Origin of the sequence: Methylotuvimicrobium sp. (genome assembly GCF_050611805.1) — a bacterium.
Classification (GTDB): Bacteria; Pseudomonadota; Gammaproteobacteria; order Methylococcales; family Methylomonadaceae; genus Methylotuvimicrobium.
Map to the genome: position 1 here is coordinate 20,190 of NZ_JBNGHF010000017.1, position 16,927 is coordinate 37,116.

13 protein-coding genes are annotated in these 16,927 nt (G+C 46.9%); all 13 read left to right on the plus strand.

Going from position 1 to position 16,927, the window contains the following annotated elements:
* The first annotated feature begins 34 nt into the window (after nt 1-34).
* The 13 genes from ACRJJO_RS10370 to ACRJJO_RS10430 all read left to right on the plus strand — a co-directional run bounded on the left by ACRJJO_RS10370 (nt 35) and on the right by ACRJJO_RS10430 (nt 16,922).
* Complete coding sequence (locus ACRJJO_RS10370; RefSeq protein WP_431065687.1) at nt 35-778, plus strand: hypothetical protein; 744 nt, start codon at nt 35-37, stop codon at nt 776-778.
* 2 nt (nt 779-780) lie between these two features.
* Nucleotides 781-1,863, plus strand: a complete 1,083-nt coding sequence (locus ACRJJO_RS10375) for a tetratricopeptide repeat protein (RefSeq protein WP_431065688.1) — start codon at nt 781-783, stop codon at nt 1,861-1,863.
* Between the two features lie 103 nt (nt 1,864-1,966).
* Nucleotides 1,967-2,365, plus strand: coding sequence for a hypothetical protein (locus ACRJJO_RS10380; protein ID WP_431065689.1), 399 nt, complete (start codon nt 1,967-1,969; stop codon nt 2,363-2,365).
* Between the two features lie 31 nt (nt 2,366-2,396).
* On the plus strand, nt 2,397-2,651 hold the full coding sequence (locus tag ACRJJO_RS10385) for a WGR domain-containing protein (RefSeq protein WP_431065690.1): 255 nt from the start codon (nt 2,397-2,399) through the stop codon (nt 2,649-2,651).
* A 116-nt stretch (nt 2,652-2,767) separates the two neighbouring features.
* Nucleotides 2,768-2,965, plus strand: coding sequence for a CopG family transcriptional regulator (locus ACRJJO_RS10390; RefSeq protein WP_431065691.1), 198 nt, complete (start codon nt 2,768-2,770; stop codon nt 2,963-2,965).
* 18 nt (nt 2,966-2,983) lie between these two features.
* Complete coding sequence (locus tag ACRJJO_RS10395; protein ID WP_431065692.1) at nt 2,984-6,505, plus strand: helicase-related protein; 3,522 nt, start codon at nt 2,984-2,986, stop codon at nt 6,503-6,505.
* Between the two features lie 15 nt (nt 6,506-6,520).
* The gene (locus ACRJJO_RS10400; protein ID WP_431065693.1) at nt 6,521-9,412 is read left to right on the plus strand and encodes a DUF1156 domain-containing protein; all 2,892 of its coding nucleotides are present in this window, start codon (nt 6,521-6,523) and stop codon (nt 9,410-9,412) included.
* A gap of 18 nt (nt 9,413-9,430) precedes the next feature.
* Nucleotides 9,431-12,226, plus strand: coding sequence for an ATP-binding protein (locus ACRJJO_RS10405; RefSeq protein ID WP_431065694.1), 2,796 nt, complete (start codon nt 9,431-9,433; stop codon nt 12,224-12,226).
* A 24-nt stretch (nt 12,227-12,250) separates the two neighbouring features.
* Entirely contained in the window at nt 12,251-13,180 is a 930-nt protein-coding gene (locus ACRJJO_RS10410) for a hypothetical protein (RefSeq protein WP_431065695.1), read from the plus strand.
* Between the two features lie 9 nt (nt 13,181-13,189).
* Nucleotides 13,190-13,741: a hypothetical protein gene (locus ACRJJO_RS10415; protein ID WP_431065696.1), complete on the plus strand. Its 552-nt coding sequence runs from the start codon at nt 13,190-13,192 to the stop codon at nt 13,739-13,741.
* Nucleotides 13,742-13,861: 120 nt separating this feature from the next.
* Nucleotides 13,862-14,932: a CBASS cGAMP-activated phospholipase gene (locus ACRJJO_RS10420; RefSeq protein WP_431065697.1), complete on the plus strand. Its 1,071-nt coding sequence runs from the start codon at nt 13,862-13,864 to the stop codon at nt 14,930-14,932.
* A gap of 15 nt (nt 14,933-14,947) precedes the next feature.
* Nucleotides 14,948-15,988, plus strand: coding sequence for a cyclic GMP-AMP synthase DncV-like nucleotidyltransferase (locus tag ACRJJO_RS10425; protein WP_431065698.1), 1,041 nt, complete (start codon nt 14,948-14,950; stop codon nt 15,986-15,988).
* A complete protein-coding gene (locus tag ACRJJO_RS10430) occupies nt 15,981-16,922 on the plus strand; it encodes an E2/UBC family protein (protein WP_431065699.1) in 942 nt (313 codons plus the stop codon). The genes ACRJJO_RS10425 and ACRJJO_RS10430 overlap by 8 nt, the downstream gene beginning before the upstream one ends.
* Nucleotides 16,923-16,927 lie beyond the last annotated feature (5 nt).

Genomic DNA, 16,927 nt, shown 5'->3' on the forward strand with positions numbered 1-16,927 from the left:
CTGTTTTGTTAAAATCAAATAAACCAATAGGAAAATGCCAGAAACTAACTACAAACAGGCTGAACTAATAATTAAAGCCGCCGAACAGATAAGCAAATTACCAGTACGTGTAACATGGGACGATACTTTGAATGTCGGGGCCGTGCTGCATTTAAGTGAAGCTCAATGGTCTAAGCAGTTGAGAATTTCAGTCAATCCTAAAAGACCGGATATTCCGTATCTTATCGGTGTGCAGTGCGCATTGGCGATTCGATTTTATGAACAACAGGAATCGAAGCATTTAACCACATCAAAAGCCAACATGGTTAAAACTGTAAATGAATTGTTAGCGCTCGGTTACGATGCGAAGAGTGCTAAAGCAACCGCAGACCAGATTATGGCAGGACTAGGCGGACAACTACGTAGCACAGCAACCATGATTAAGCTCTCTGCTCAAATTTACAGAGACTATCCTGAGTTGAGGGATAGCCAATTGACGCATTTCCTGTTTGAAAAAAATGAAGGCGAACGTTCGTTAAAAATTGACCCTACGAAATTCCCTGATTGGATATTGCATAGTCATCAAGCCATCAATGGTGCCGTTGCTCTGTCTGCAGACTACTTATTTGACCGCACCGATTTTTTTGAGCCCTATAAGCAATGCGGTTTTGAAGAAATTTGTACCGACCTGGTTGGCGACGTGACAGGCAGCAAGGCCGATGCAACCGATAGCGAACTGGTTGATGCTTGGCTTAATCGCCTGGATTTAATTGACCGCTTTGAATGGACAACCCTATAAATATGCAAACCCCTAGCACCGCTTTTATCAAAATCGCCGATTACGATTTGTCGGCTTTGCCGAAAGACTACCAAGACCCGAATACAGAAGGGTTTGAAGACTATCTAAAAAAACACATCATCGAAGAATACAGCGCCGATGGTTTATTTTCCAAGGTTAGCATTGAGCAAGATACACTGATTATTGCTGAAGACCTCGAAGCGAAAACAAAATCGGAGGAGGGCTTGGACGCCTTGCAGCGTGGGATTTACTCAAAAGGCAAAGCTATTTTTGAAGATCTATACGCCCAATATCCGGCTAATGTAATCGTGCTTTACAATCTGGGTATGGTCTACAGCGATGAAGACAAACTGAGCAAGGCTATCGAGTTATTATCAAAATTAACCCAAATCAAGCCGGATTACCCTCATGCCTGGGTAGCATTGGCGGTAGCCTACATGCGAAACAACCAAGTTATTGAAGCCGATCAAGCCGCGCAAACGGCTGTAAAACTGGCGCCGAATGACCAATATGCACTGCGTACTGCTGGTTATATTGCGTCAAAACTCAACGAACCGGATGCTTCGGCGTTACTAGAAAACGCAGTTAGGGCTGCACCCAAAGACCCGATCGCTTTATTGGCTTTAGCAGAAAACCTGCTGTCCACACACGAAGACGAAGCCATTAAAAATAGAGCATCAGCTTTATTGAAACAAGTGATTCATGCATCTCCAGGTTCCAAAATGGCAGAACGAGCGGAAGAAATTTTGCGCGACATTGCCTATGAGAAATTCCGCCAAACCGAAGGTCTTAATCAAAATGCCATTGACTATTGTCTTCAAGCCTTAGAGAAATTCAAAGGCATGTCACACCAAGAGATTGCCGGTGTAGCGCTCGAAACCGCAACACTAGGGCAAAGCGGATTGGATGTGAATAATCCGGATAAAACCTACCTGCTCAGATCAATACCTGGAAATTACACAGGACTTAATGTCGTCTGCATCATGTATGTTGCGATACAACAAATCGCGCCCGGGCAAGATGTCGGGTTTGATATCAAGGCAGAGTATGAAGAAGCTTTAAAAGCCTTTAATAAAAAAAGTTAAGCCTGTTTGGCCAGTTTGAGAAATCATTACTACCAAGCAGATTTACACGCATGCAGGACAGGAGCGGTTGAGTAAGCTGGTGGCGGATATTTAGGAAATAACGATGGGTAAAGCCAGACGCAACAAACACTTAAAAAGACAACAGGCCGCCAGTGCTGAGCAAAACGATGACGTTAAAATATCAGAAGCTCTGATTAAAATTAGCGAGCCTTTTCATTATGAAAATTTGGATTTAGCCGGCTATAGAAATCTGACCATGATGGCTATGGCCGCCTGGAATATAGCTAATCAACCCGAAGAGAAGCGTGACGAACAAATACTTGGATTTATAAAGGTCTTGCCCGAAGAGCAGGTTGCCATGCAAATGTTTACTACTTTAATAAAACGAAAACTGGAGCTCTATCCAAACGATAATCGAATAGTCAAGGATTTCAAACTGACAGAAGCTACTACCGAATGGCGTTTATCCGTAACATCTTTTATACCTGGCATCAGCCGGTAGACGCATTAACAAATCTGCGAAGCAATGAGTCATGAACCGCATCTACCAGGAACGCCACGATCCCGACCAAAACATGCACCGGTTCTATCAGATGTTTGTATCGCCGGGCCTATTCGGTGATTGGTCGTTGGTCCGGGAATGGGGCAGAGTGGGATCGCCCGGTACCGTCCGGAAGGATTGGTTCGATACCGAACCGGAAGCGTTGGAAGCCGCTGGGAAAGTTTTCGATGCCAAGAAGAAAAAGGGTTACCGCGTTCTCATCGAGAATCTGATATCACAACTATGAATGTATCTCGAATCTGAACAAATTTTACTTAACGGCTAAAACATATATCAAAGTGATGCATGTTTACGTTATAGTTGACGCCTCATTTGTGTTGTTCGCACAAGATCGAAGCCTCTATGACCAAGCACTATAAAGACAAACCTTTGAAACGCATTACCGTGAATCTCGACCAAGATGACTATCTGCAAATGGAGCAGATAGCCAAAAATGGTCGTGTGTCTACCGCCTGGTTAATCCGGAAAGCCATCAATGAATTCCTGGAACGGCAACAGGAAGACAAAAACATCAATATCACGATTAAAAGCGTGGATTAGTAAGGGACTAAACCTATTGTGCTGAAACTGGAAGACATCAAGAAAGACGCGGCCATTAGCGGAATCGTGACTGGCGAAGTGGTACGAGTCGTCACCATTGAGCCCGTTGGTGATCATGCGTTGACGGTATATTACCGCACATCAAGTGGCCAATTGGCCGAACGCTTGTTATTTCGTGCCGATGAGCTTCACTTGACGATTGCCGAAGTGGGCAAGCCCTGGGCGTTCGATGCGCCCGGAGCCGAGTTCAAATTGGGTTTGGAAGCCTATCGTATCCGCCTAGCATATTTGTTTGATCCAATGATGGCTGTGCATACCTCTAACGTTGAACCGCTACCTCACCAAATTTCCGCTGTTTACGAATCCATGCTGCCAAGACAGCCACTGCGCTATGTGTTGGCGGATGACCCCGGTGCCGGCAAAACCATCATGGCGGGCCTTTTTATTCGTGAACTGCTGATGCGGGCGGATGCCAAGCGCATTTTGATTGTGGCTCCGGGTAGCCTGGTCGAACAATGGCAAGATGAACTGTATGAAAAGTTCGGTGTGGAATTCAAGATTTTCAGTAAGGAACTGGATCAGACCGCACATTCCGGCAATGCTTTCGATGAACATCACTTACTGATAGCCCGTTTGGATCAACTATCCCGCAATGAAGATTTTCAAGCCAAACTGCAATCCACCGACTGGGATCTGATCGTTGTTGATGAAGCCCACAAAATGTCAGCCAATTACTTTGGCAGCAAAATTAACGAAACCAAGCGATTCAAACTGGGCAAATTACTCGGCTCGGTTTGCCGTCATTATCTGTTGATGACCGCGACACCGCATAACGGTAAGGAAGAAGACTTTCAGTTGTTCATGTCGCTACTGGATGGGGATCGCTTTTACGGCAAATTTCGGGAAGGGGCACATAAGGTCGATGTGTCCGATCTGATGCGGCGCATGGTCAAAGAGGAACTGCTGAAGTTCGACGGCACGCCGCTGTTTCCGGAACGCCGAGCCTATACCGCCAATTATGACTTATCGGATTTGGAATCAGCGCTCTATGCTGCCGTAACCGATTACGTCAAAGAAGAAATGAATCGGGCCGATAATCTGGACGGCAAGCGCAAAGGCACAGTAGGCTTCGCGCTTACTCAGCTGCAAAGGCGTTTGGCGTCTAGTCCAGAAGCGATTTATCAATCGCTTAAACGCCGTCGCAAGCGCCTAGAAAATCGCTTGCGAGAAGAGCAATTAATCCAGCGTGGTCATCATATGGCCGAAACTTTGGCCGAATATGACGTTTACAAAGATGTTCCGGATGATATTGATGAAGCGGCCGACGAAATGGCGGGGAAGGATTACGAAGATTGGGTCGAGAATGTCGTGGATCAGGCGACTGCTGCCCGAACCATCGAAGAATTGCAGGCTGAAATTTTCATTCTCCAGAAACTGGAAGAGCAGGCCAAGCAAGTGGTGCATTCCGGCCAGGATCGCAAATGGGAAGAACTTTCCGCCTTACTGCAAGATCGCCCCGAGATGTATACCTCTGGTGGAGCCCGGCGTAAGCTGATCATCTTCACCGAACATAAAGACACCTTAAATTACCTGAATGGGCGTATCAGCGGCCTGATAGGCAAGCCCGATGCAGTGGTGGTGATTCATGGGGCAGTCAATCGTGATGAGCGCAGAAAGATACAAGAACGCTTTCGCAACGATCCGGATGTCTTGGTGCTGCTGGCCACCGATGCAGCCGGGGAAGGCGTCAACCTTCAAAATGCCAATTTGATGGTCAATTATGACTTGCCATGGAATCCAAACCGTCTGGAACAGCGTTTCGGACGTATTCACAGGATTGGCCAAACCGAAGTCTGCCATCTTTGGAATTTGGTAGCCAATGAAACCCGCGAAGGCGAAGTGTTTCAACGTTTGTTAGACAAACTGGAAATCGAACGGGCGGCACTGGGTGGGCGGGTGTTCGATATTTTGGGCGAAGCGTTCGAAAACCATTCCTTGAAAGATTTGCTGATTGAAGCTATTCGCTATGGTGAGAGTCCGGAAATCAAAGCCAAACTCAATCAAGTCATTGAAGGGGCTTTGAACACGGAGCATCTCAAGACCATCATGGCCAGAAATGCTTTGTGTGAAGAGCATATGGGCCTGGAGCAGCTTTATGCCATTAAAGATGAAATGGACAAGGCTGAAGCGCGAAAACTCCAACCGTATTTCATTAGGGCTTTTTTCTCGGAAGGCTTCAAGTTGTTAGGTGGAGAGCTACGCCCGCGCGAATCCGGACGTTTCGAAATCCGCCATGTGCCTGCCACTATTCGCGAACGGGACCGGGTCATCGGTGAGACGCGAACACCGGTGTTATCCAAATATGAGCGGATTTGTTTTGAGAAACAGCATATCCGCATGGATGGCAAACCGATGGCCAGCTTAATCCATCCCGGACATCCCTTAATGCATGCCGTGATCGATTTAACCCTGGAAGCCCATCGTAATAAGCTGAAATCAGGTGCGGTGCTGGTGGATCCGAATGATGACAGCCTAGAACCGAAAGCGTTATTCATGCTCGATCATCGTATTCGCGAAAGCGCTATGGACGACCCCAAGGATGTCTCCCGGCGCTTACAGTTTGTCGAGATCCATGAAAATGGCCAAACCGTTCAAGCCGGTTGGGCTCCGCATTTGGATTTGCAGACCATAGCCGATGACGATATGAAATTGATTGCCGATGTGCTGAATGCGCCGTGGCTCAATCAAAATCTGGAAAGTCTGGCTCTGGCGCAAGCATCCGCTAAACTGGCTCCGGAACATTTTCAGGAAGTGCAGCAACGGCGAGAACGGCAAGTCGAAAAAATCCTGGCGGCTGTCAATGAACGCCTGGTCAAGGAAATCAATTATTGGTCGGATCGCTATATCAAACTCAGCGAGGACGTGGCTGCCGGTAAACAACCGCGTTTGCAGCCCGACAATGCCAAACGCAGGGTGGAAGAATTAACTGCTCGTCTTGAACAGCGCAAAAAAGAACTGGAAGCCATGCACCATGTGGTGTCCAGTACGCCGGTAGTCATTGGCGGAGCGCTGATTATTCCGCAAGGCTTATTGGCCCAACGCAAAGGCGAAACCACTTTTTGCGCCGATGCCCTAGCTCGTGCGCGTATCGAGCAAATCGCCATGAATGCCGTGATAGAAGCGGAACGGCAGTTAGGCCATGAAGTGATCGATGTTTCAGCGGAAAAATGCGGTTGGGATGTGACTGCCAGACCGGCCAAACAAAACAACAAACTGCCGGAAGATCGCCATATCGAGGTCAAAGGCCGGTCGAAAGGACAAAGCACGATTACTGTGAGCCGTAACGAAATCGTTTATGGCCTGAATCAGAAAGACAAGTTTCTACTGGCTATTGTCGTGATCGATGATAACGGCGCGATTGAAGGGCCGCATTACCTGCGCAACCCATTCCAGCATGAACCGGATTTTGGCGTGGCCAGCATTAACTACGATTTGAAAGATTTACTTTCCAAGGCGCTTGCCCCGGAACAAACCCTGTAAGGAAAACTAAGACACATGAGTTCAAACATCAAAGCGCCCAAAAAACTGATCGAAGTGGCGTTGCCATTGGATGACATTAATGTAGCGGCGGCACGGGAAAAATCGATTCGCCACGGTCATCCATCGACTCTGCATTTATGGTGGGCAAGGCGGCCTCTGGCGGCCGCACGGGCGGTGATCTTTGCGCAAATGGTCAACGATCCAGGCGGTGAGCGGGGCTATTTCTCCGGGAAAACCCGTAAGCAAGCCGATCAGGAACGGGAAAAACTGTTCGACATTATTCGCGACTTGGTGAAATGGGAAAACACCAATAACGAAACGGTATTGAACCGTGCCCGTGAAGCCATTCGCAAAAGCTGGCGGGAAACTTGTGAACTCAATAAAGGCAAACCGGGCTTTGATCCTGAAAAGTTGCCGGCCTTTCATGATCCTTTTGCCGGTGGTGGGGCATTACCGTTGGAAGCCCAGCGCCTCGGTCTGGAATCCTACGCCTCGGATTTGAATCCGGTTGCAGTAATGATCAACAAGGCGATGATCGAGATTCCGCCGAAGTTTGCTGGTCGTGCACCGGTTGGGCCTGTGATTAAGGGCGAGCATGTCAATCAGACCGACGATTGGGCGGGTGCACAAGGCTTAGCCGAAGATGTAAGACGTTACGGCCACTGGATGCGTGAAGAAGCTTTCAAGCGTATTGGCCATCTTTATCCGCAGGTTGAAATTACCGATGAACTGGCGAAAGAGCGGCCAGATTTAAAAGGACTTACTGGGCAGAAATTAACCGTTATTGCCTGGCTGTGGGCAAGAACTGTAAAGAGCTCGAATCCGGCATTTAGTCATGTGCATGTGCCTTTAGCATCCAGTTTTGTTTTATCGAGTAAGGCAGGAAAAGAGGCCTGGATTGAACCTATCGTTGAAGATGATAGTTACCGATTTTCTGTTCGAACCGGTAAGTTCCCCGCTTGGGCAAAAGACGGCACCAAGCTATCTCGTGGCGCTAACTTCAAATGTATCCTTTCCGATACGCCGATGACCGGGGAACATATCAAAGGTGAAGGCAAAGCCGGTCGAATGGGACAGCGACTGATAGCGATTGTCGCCGAAGGCAAAAATGGCCGGGTTTATTTGCCACCAACTACAGAAATGGAAGCGATTGCCGATCAAGCGCAACCGGAGTGGATGCCAGAAGCAGAAATTGCTCCCGATAAACGTTCTATGTTTACGCCTTTATATGGCATGACCCACTTCAAACATCTGTTCACCCCCCGCCAACTCGTCGCTCTAACGACCTTTTCCGATTTGGTGCAGGAAGCACGCGACCAAATCATTTTAGATGCCAAGAAAGCGGGAATGGAAGATGATGGCAAAGGATTGGATCAAGGCGGAAGCGGCGCTACAGCTTATGGGGAAGCTGTGGTTGTTTATTTGGGAATAGCTGTCAGTAAATTGAGTGATAGTTTAAATACTATTGTTACTTGGAAGCCATCGATGAATCAGGCTATTCATATGTTTACGAGACAAGCAATACCAATGACATGGGATTTTACAGAGCCAAATGTATTTGCAAATTCAATGGGGGATTATATTGTTACTTTGAACAATATGATGCGAATTTTAGACAAAGAAGCGATAAAACCTAAAAAAGCAAATGTGTTGCAACAAGACGCATCCACACAACGAATTTCTGAAGGAAAGGTTGTTTCTACAGATCCGCCGTATTATGACAACATCGGCTATGCTGATTTATCCGATTTCTTTTATGTCTGGATGCGGCGTTCATTAAAATCAATTTATCCTGATTTGTTTGCAACGTTAGCGGTTCCCAAAGCAGAAGAATTAGTCGCTACGCCCTATAGACACGGTTCAAAAGAGAAAGCCGAAAATTTCTTTATGGATGGCATGACGCGAGCTATTCATAATCTCGCAGAACAAGCTCATCCTGCATTCCCAGTTACAATCTATTATGCCTTCAAACAGGCAGAAACAAAGGAATCTGGGACATCCTCTACTGGATGGGAAACTTTCTTAGAGGCAGTTCTTCGAGCCGGTTTTGCCATTACTGGAACTTGGCCTATGCGAACTGAAATGGGTAATCGTATGATTGGTTCCGGTACGAATGCGCTGGCCTCTTCGATTGTTTTGGTTTGCCAAAAACGCGATCAAGATGCAGAAACCATTTCACGCCGCCAATTCCAAAAAGAACTCCGTGAAAAAATGCCGGAATCCCTGGAAACAATGATTGGCGGTGTTGAAGGATCAACACCAATTGCTCCAGTAGATTTGGCACAAGCCGCGATTGGCCCTGGTATGGGCATATTCTCGCAATATCAATCGGTTCTGAATCAGGATGGCACGCCAATGAGCGTACATGAAGCACTGATCCTGATTAACCGCGAAATCACCGATTACCTAAATCCCGATTCTGGAAACTTTGATAATGACACACTGTTTTGTTCGTCCTGGTTTGATCAATATGGCTGGAGTGCTGGGCCGTTTGGTGAAGCCGATACTTTGACTCGGGCTAAAGGGACGACGGTGGATGGTGTCAAAAAATCCGGCGTGATTGAGTCCGGCAGCGGCAAAGTGAAGCTGATGAAGTGGGAAGACTATCCGGGCGATTGGGATCCCAAGACCGATCACCGGATGCCTATTTGGGAAGCCTGTCATCACTTAATCAGAGCGTTGAACCAAAAAGGCGAAACCGAAGCAGGTCAATTACTCGCTCGTATACCGGATAAAGGCGAACAGATCCGCCAACTCGCTTATCACCTTTATACCCTGTGCGAACGCAAAAAATGGGCGGAAGAAGCCCGCGCCTATAACGAACTGATTACATCCTGGCATGGCATTGTCGGTGCATCGCATGATGCAGGTCATCGCGGTACGCAAACTAGCTGGATAGAAGAATAACTGTAAGGAAAAACTGTAATGACGATTAAACCTTGGCGTGAGATTGCAGTACCTCATCAGGATGTCTTGAAAGGCACGTTTCAAGAGTCCGAATTCGCTGCCGATATTTCGCAAGTTCATCAGGGTAAGGCTACGCCTGAATATCAAGATCCGGCGCAGTTCTTTGCCAGAACCTATATCACCGAAGGTATGGCATTGTTATTGGATAGCGTCGTTAAACGTTTGTCAGGACAAGGTGGCGATCCGGTTATTCAACTGCAAACCGCGTTTGGTGGGGGCAAAACCCATACTATGCTGGCTGTCTATCACCTGGCTAAAGGCGAACGGTCGGTTGGTGAGCTCAATGGCGTGTCGGTGATTGTCGATGCGGCCGGCATCACCGAATTACCCAAAGCCCGTATTGCCGTTATCGACGGCATCAACTTCAGCGTTTCAGAACCCAAAGCGCACGGCGCTATCCATTGCCATACCTTGTGGGGCGAATTAGCCTGGCAATTGGGCGGGGAGGAAGCTTATGAAAAGATTCGTAATGCTGATGAAAATGGCACGTCTCCGGATAAAGATACCGTTATAGAGCTGCTGTCTCAGGCGTCGCCTTGTGTCATTTTGATGGACGAGTTGGTGGCGTTCTATCGTCAGTTTCAGGAAGGCAGAAGTTATAAGGCCGGAACCTTCGAAACCAATATGACGTTTATCCAAGCATTAACCGAAGGGATTAAGTCGGTACCCCATGCGATTATGTTAGCATCACTGCCGGATTCTCATAATGCCGGTGAGGGCCGGGGGCAGGTAGTTCTCGCCGAATTGGAAAATTACTTTCGCCGTTTGCATAAAATCTGGAAGCCGGTTTCCAAGGATGAAGCGTTTAGCATTGTTCGGCGACGCTTGTTTGACCGCATTGATGATCAATTATCGATGGAAGATGTGTGCCGGTCGTTTGCGGAGTTTTATGTCGCCAATAAAATGGAATTGCCCAATGAAACACAGGAAGGCCGCTACTTTGATCGCATGAAACAAGCCTATCCGATTCATCCAGAAATCTTCGATAGGCTTTATGAAGACTGGTCTACGTTAGCCCGTTTCCAACGGACTCGCGGCGTGTTGCAGTTGATGGCGCAAATCGTTCATCGGCTTTGGAAAGATAACAATGCCGACTTGATGATCATGCCGGGTAACCTGCCCTTGTATGACGCTACAGTACGGAATAAATGTTTGGATTTTCTACCGCAAGGTTGGGATCCGGTAATTGATCAGGATATTGATGGCGAACACTCCCGTCCGGCCGAATTAGACCGACAACCCATATTTGGCAAAATCCAGGCTGGGCGCAGATTAGGCAGAACTTTATTCCTGGGTAGTGCGCCGGGTTCTGCTGGGAAAATGATTAAAGGCCTGGACCTGACGCATATTCTTTTAGGTGTCGCTCAGCCTGAGCAAACCATTGGCCACTATAAAGATGCCTTGAAGCATCTGTTAGACAAGCTCAACTACATCAATCATGAAAATAACCGCTTTTGGTTTGATATTACGCCGAACCTCCGGCGGGAAATGGAGACGCGCAAACAGCGTTTCAATGAAAACGATGATGTATTGCCGCTATTGAAAGATCGCATCAATCGCGTGATAGCAAAGGGTAATATTTTTTCCGGTATTCATATTTTTACGGCGTCTGCGGATGTTCCGGATGATTATGGTACCGGCCCACGTTTGGTGGTGTTGCCGCCGAATGCCGCTTTTAGCAAGGGCGCAACTAAAACTGCGTATTCTTCGGCCGATGCCATTTTGAGAAATCGCGGCGATCAACCCAGACAAAAGCAAAATCGCTTGATTTTTCTAGCGCCTGATTATGATGTGGTCAGCCGGTTGCGCGAGCAAGCCAAGAGTTTTCTGGCCTGGTTATCCATTGTTTCGGATATCGATTCTGAAAAATTAGTCCTGGATACCATACAGGTCAAACAAGCCAAAAAGCTCAAAGAGGATGCCGATAACACCTTATTAAGAATGGTGCGGGACACCTATAAGTGGCTGATTTGTCCATCCGAAGAAATCGTCAAAGGTAAGCCGACAGTGACTTGGGAAGCGCTTCCAGTTTCCACGGCCGCGCAAAATCTTATCCAAGAGATTGAAAACAAATTGCGGGAAGAAGACTGGTTAATAACCGCATGGTCTCCAAAGCATCTGCTAAATGTTTTGCAACAATATTATTTTAAGGACGGTGTTAAGGAAGTTAGCGCCTTAAAAGTTTGGCAGGATTTTAATTGCTACCTTTATTTTCCTCGGCTGGTGAATAGTCATGTGTTCGAGATGGCAATTTCACAAGGTTTGGAGACAGAGGACTTTTTCGGTTATGCCGCTGGCAAGGACGGCGACAAGTATCTAGGTTTCGCCTTTGGTCGTCCGGCATTGGTAACTATTGATGAAGATGCGCTTTTGATCGAGAAGGAATCTGCGTATCAATACAAAGAATTGACCAAGCCTAAGCCGCAACCAGAGCCAGAAACTAAAGGCGGCGGGGCTGGCGATGGCGTGAAAGAAACACCGCCAGTGGTACCGCCAACCGTGACACCAACGCCAACGCAGGCGACAAAAAAACAGTTCTACGGCACGCTTGATCTCGATCCTATCAAGGCAAAAATGGACTTTGCCACTATCGTCGATGAGGTCGTTCAGCAGTTTACGGCCAGAGTGGGAGTGGATGTCGAAATCTCAGTGGAAATTCGGGCGAAGTCGAAAGACGGCTTTGATGAATCCGTTCAAAGAACAGTCCGGGAAAATTGCCATGTTTTGAAGTTTGGAAATGCGGAGTTTGAGTAGGTCTGGATCTAAGGATTAGGAATTGTGATATGCGAAATTAGTTTCCCACCAAAATGGATTGATGCCTCTGTTTTGGAAAAATCCATTGAAGATGGGGGAAATCCTCATGGCATTGATGTTTATGAAGTAATTTTTCGCTTTCCAGCTGGTTGCAAGATCATGGTGGATAGCGCTGTTAGGCTTTTATCCCTATGTAATCAACTGAATCTTTCTACTCGTCGTGTTCGTATTGATTTTGAGGAAGGAGAGGCCGGAACGATGGGTTATCTTAATCGTATGGGCTTTTTTGACCATCTAGCCCAAGAAGTCGAAGTTTCTCCTTCGCGGCCATCATTTTCAGGGGCAGAAGTCTACGCCGGCACGAATTCAGCGCTTGTTGAAATTGCTGGCATTAGTCCAAATTCCAGGGACGATAATCTTCCAACGCGTCTTACTGAAGCAATGATGGGTTCATGCGCAAATCGACGTGATGCCATTGATTTGGTTAACTCGTGCTGGACTATTTTCGCTGAATTGATTGATAACATTTTTTCGCATAGTAGCACTCAACTCGATGGTTATGCCGCCTTGCAGGTTTACCCTCGCGGTGGCACTGTAAAAGTTGCTGTTTCTGATAGCGGTCTTGGCATTATGGAGACACTTAGGCCATCGCTAAAAACAGAATTTCCGGCATTAAAAGACTTATCTGACATTGATTTATTGGTTGAGATATTTAGGCAAGGAATATCTCGTCATGGAACCGATCGTGGGTGTGGGCTTAAAGGGAGTGCGGAGAAAGCAATGAAATACGCTGGAGAGCTCGATGTTAGACTCCCAAATATTCGAGTATTGCTTACACCAGGGATCGAGGGATATAAACCAAACATTGCACATTGTTATGAAAACCTTCCGTTAATATGGGGCACACATATTTGTTTTGCGTTCAAACTTGACAAATCCGCTAAATCTGATTAAATACGTTAAATGAACGAGAATTCAAAAACGATTATTTTACGTGATTTTATGGATTCGCCAGACGGTTGGGGGCGTGATCAAGGACGTAAGGTTTATCAGAGATTAATTGACTTTGTTGAATCTCGTCCTGGGAATTTGATTTTTAAAATTTCAACCGAAGGTGTCAGAAGAGTTGATATTTCTTTTGCGTCGGAAACGATAGTGGAACTGTGTCGTCGCTTTCGCGGCAAAAAAGGTTTTTACTTTTCCGATCTCAGTGATCAAGACATCTTAGAAAACTGGGATGCGGCTGCATCACGTAAAGAACAACCGATAATGGTATGGGAAGGGAAAAATCCCAAAGTAATTGGAATATCTCCAAAGCAAGGAAGTCTCGAAGCTTTTAATTATGCTTTGCAACGAGAGCGAACTAGGGCTGCGGAATTTGCAGCTTCTACTGATATTCCAATTGCAAATGCCAGTATGAAGTTTAAGCAGCTTTGGGATCAGGGATTTCTATTACGTCGAGAAGATATAGCCGAATCTGGCGGCGTTGAGTTCATATATTATCGAATCCGTTAATTTTATTGATTTCTGGTTAATGTGGTTAAGTTAATCAGAAAATTGGGATCAAGAACAATGGGAATAACTATTACATGGCAGCAGCTAAGTGTAAATTTCCGACCAAACGAGAATGTATAAATGGCATTTAGGGTTTTAAGTATTGATGGTGGGGGCATGAGGGGTATTTATACCTCGACGTATTTAGAATCATTAGAAAAGGCTTTCTCCGAACGTCGGCAATATCCACAAGGACTGGATATTGGGAAAGCCTTTCAACTTATCGTGGGCACCAGTACTGGTGCCATTATCGGTTGTGGGCTTGCCAAAGGTGTACGACCGACCGAGATGGTGCAGTTATATCGGGAACATGGCCCTAAAATTTTCCCAAAGAAAATGCCTTCTGGTTTTAGTTGGGATCTTATAGACCAAATGTGCAAACGCTCGAAATATTTAAAGAAAGGCGATGAAGCTTTACGACAAGCGCTAACGGAGGTGTTTCAGGGGACAACAGTTCGTCAAATCTGGGAGGAAAGGAGAATTGCCCTAGCGGTGCCGGCCGTAAACATGTCTACCTACCGAGCATGGGTTTTCAAAACACCACACGATACAAAATCCAATCACCGCGATGATAACTATACGCTGGCTAATATTTGTCTGGCTAGCAGCGCGGCACCTCTTTTTCGCTCCCTTGCCGCAATTGATCACACGACTGATGGCGGCTGCGATATTTTTGCCGATGGAGGCTTATGGGCTAATAACCCCGTCATCGTAGCCTTGGTTGAATCGTTGCGGATTTTAGGGGATCGTGAAGAGGAGATTGAAATTTATTCCCTTGGTAGTTGTGGTAAGCCAGAAGGTGAGGTCATCCAAAAGGATGAAGCGCACCGCGGCCTATTGGAATGGAAATTTGGTGGAGGTGCGGCAAATGTTTCAATCGCCGCTCAAGAGTTTGCCTTTGATATGGTCGCAAAACTTTTGTTGCCACATCTTAAACGAACAGTGAGGATTGTCCGATTTCCTGCCGAGAAAATACCGGGAGACTTGCTTCAATACCTCGATCTAGATGAGACCAGAGGAAAAGGGCTTGAAGCACTCATGCGACAGGCACGTCATGATGCTGATATGACCAACAGCGGTATCCAGCAAGGCACCGCCGAAGGCAAAATGATCGAAGCTTTGTTTAACGACATGCCACCATTGACAACCTGATTAAGGAGAACAGCAATGCACAACTGTGCAAACGATATTTTGGCTTTCCATAATGATAAAGTCACGCTCATTCAGTCGCAACGCACAGCGATGCGTGACCGCCGAAATGCCAACAGAGATCGGTTGAAAACCCGTTTGAAAGCAAATGAGAAACCTATTCCAGAGAAATTCATCAAGCAAGGTTCTTACGCTATGCTCACGATGGTGCAAGACCCAAAGAATGACTACGACATCGATGATGGGGTTTACTACCCCCAAGTATCACTTCGCGACGAGGATGGCAATGACATGGCGCCAGTGGATGTACGTCAAATGGTTTGTGATGCCCTCCAAGACGGACGTTTTAATAAACAGCCAGAAGTTAAAAAAACATGCGTACGTATCTTTTACAATGAAGGCTACCATGTGGACATGCCGATATACCGCACCCGGGAATCTGATGGGGAATACGAATTAGCTTGTGGCGATGAATGGGTAGTGTCCCGTGCTGCGGATGTTGAAACATGGTTCTATGACACGAATAGTTTGAAGAGTCCCGACGAAAATAACGGGCGCCAATTCCGCCGAATCGTACGCCTGCTAAAAAAATTCGCTCGTAGTCGAGAAGATTGGAAAGAACAAATCGCAAGCGGCTTCACTATCACGAAGCTTGCCGAAGAATGTTACATGGCCAATAAAGATCGCGAGGATAAATCGCTGCGTGACACCATGCGAAGCATCTATAATCGGCTTTTGAATGATTTAGAAGTCCAACACCCGGTCACTCCAGGGGCGATGTTGACTGCTGGGCCAAACGACAAAGGTACACAATTTCTTCGGGATAAACTGGAGCAGGCTTTGAAAGACCTAGAAAGTCTCGATAACCCGAACTGCACACGTAAAGACGCGCTTACTGCATGGGACAAGGTATATGACACGGATTTTTTCTCGGCTCGTTGTAAAGAAGAAACTGAAAAAGCATCCTCGACAACAAACGCGAGTATCCTTTCCAACTTAATTGCGACTCACAAGGATCCCCAAGCAGTCGACAAACGCGGTGGAGGTCGATTTGCTTGAAGCGCGCTATATACAAGCGATCGATCGCGTGGAGATATTACTCGGGCATCTAAACGATGTCCGTGTGCTCTCTGCTCAAGAACTCAGCGTATACAAAATGGGATTTAGTATTGGTTGGGAAATACCTAGTCTTTGCGAGGGTTCGGATTATCGGCTCCGACTGCTTTTATCCAAAGACTTTCCCTTCAAGCCGCCTCGCGTGGCGGTTGCGCCAGTACCGAAAATTTTGACTTGGCCGCACCTGGAGAATAAAGGGATTCTTTGTCTCCTCCCTGAATCGGCAGCCCATTCGCTTGAAGATATTGAGTCAGTGGTACTCACACTGCTTGAAAGCGCCCGTAAGTTGGTACTCGACAGCCTTTTAAGCGAAGGATTCGATGAATTCGAAGATGAATTTAATAGCTACTGGGAACGCTGGATAAAAAACGCACCAAAAATAAGTGTATTGTGCCAACCAGTGGGCCCATCCCGTTGGGTAAGCTCATGGCATAGCACTCTAGGTGCCATTATTGCAGAGGACGATACGACATTACGGCACTGGTTGCAGAACCTCTATGGACACAACAAGGAAAAGACAATATCGCCCCAGCCTATTCCATTGCTTTGGTTACCCCGTCCTCTACGACCGTCTGAATATCCAGCCACAGCCGGAGCCTTGATCGACCTTCTTGGAAACGATGAACATGCAAAAAGCATGCTTCAGCAATTGCTTCTTGACGAGAGCGCCAAGTATAAAACTATACTGCTGGGGTTCGCCGGACACCGCGGCGTAGGCTTTGCTGGACTTAGAATAGGTGAGATTGTTCAACATCGGCGTACAGGCAAAGCGCTTTACAACGGTTACCGTAAGCAACCACCAAAAGATATCATGCTTATGCGTTATCGTTCCGCGCCGATCAATGGCGCTTATACCAAGCGCTATGATGCGGCCTAGGTTCA

Coding starts and splice junctions, on each gene's coding strand:
- ACRJJO_RS10415 (WP_431065696.1), top strand. CDS start 13,190: ATGAACGAGAATTCAAAAACGATTATTTTACGTGATTTTATGGATTCG.
- ACRJJO_RS10420 (WP_431065697.1), top strand. CDS start 13,862: ATGGCATTTAGGGTTTTAAGTATTGATGGTGGGGGCATGAGGGGTATT.
- ACRJJO_RS10370 (WP_431065687.1), top strand. CDS start 35: ATGCCAGAAACTAACTACAAACAGGCTGAACTAATAATTAAAGCCGCC.
- ACRJJO_RS10405 (WP_431065694.1), top strand. CDS start 9,431: ATGACGATTAAACCTTGGCGTGAGATTGCAGTACCTCATCAGGATGTC.
- ACRJJO_RS10380 (WP_431065689.1), top strand. CDS start 1,967: ATGGGTAAAGCCAGACGCAACAAACACTTAAAAAGACAACAGGCCGCC.
- ACRJJO_RS10375 (WP_431065688.1), top strand. CDS start 781: ATGCAAACCCCTAGCACCGCTTTTATCAAAATCGCCGATTACGATTTG.
- ACRJJO_RS10425 (WP_431065698.1), top strand. CDS start 14,948: ATGCACAACTGTGCAAACGATATTTTGGCTTTCCATAATGATAAAGTC.
- ACRJJO_RS10385 (WP_431065690.1), top strand. CDS start 2,397: ATGAACCGCATCTACCAGGAACGCCACGATCCCGACCAAAACATGCAC.
- ACRJJO_RS10400 (WP_431065693.1), top strand. CDS start 6,521: ATGAGTTCAAACATCAAAGCGCCCAAAAAACTGATCGAAGTGGCGTTG.
- ACRJJO_RS10390 (WP_431065691.1), top strand. CDS start 2,768: ATGACCAAGCACTATAAAGACAAACCTTTGAAACGCATTACCGTGAAT.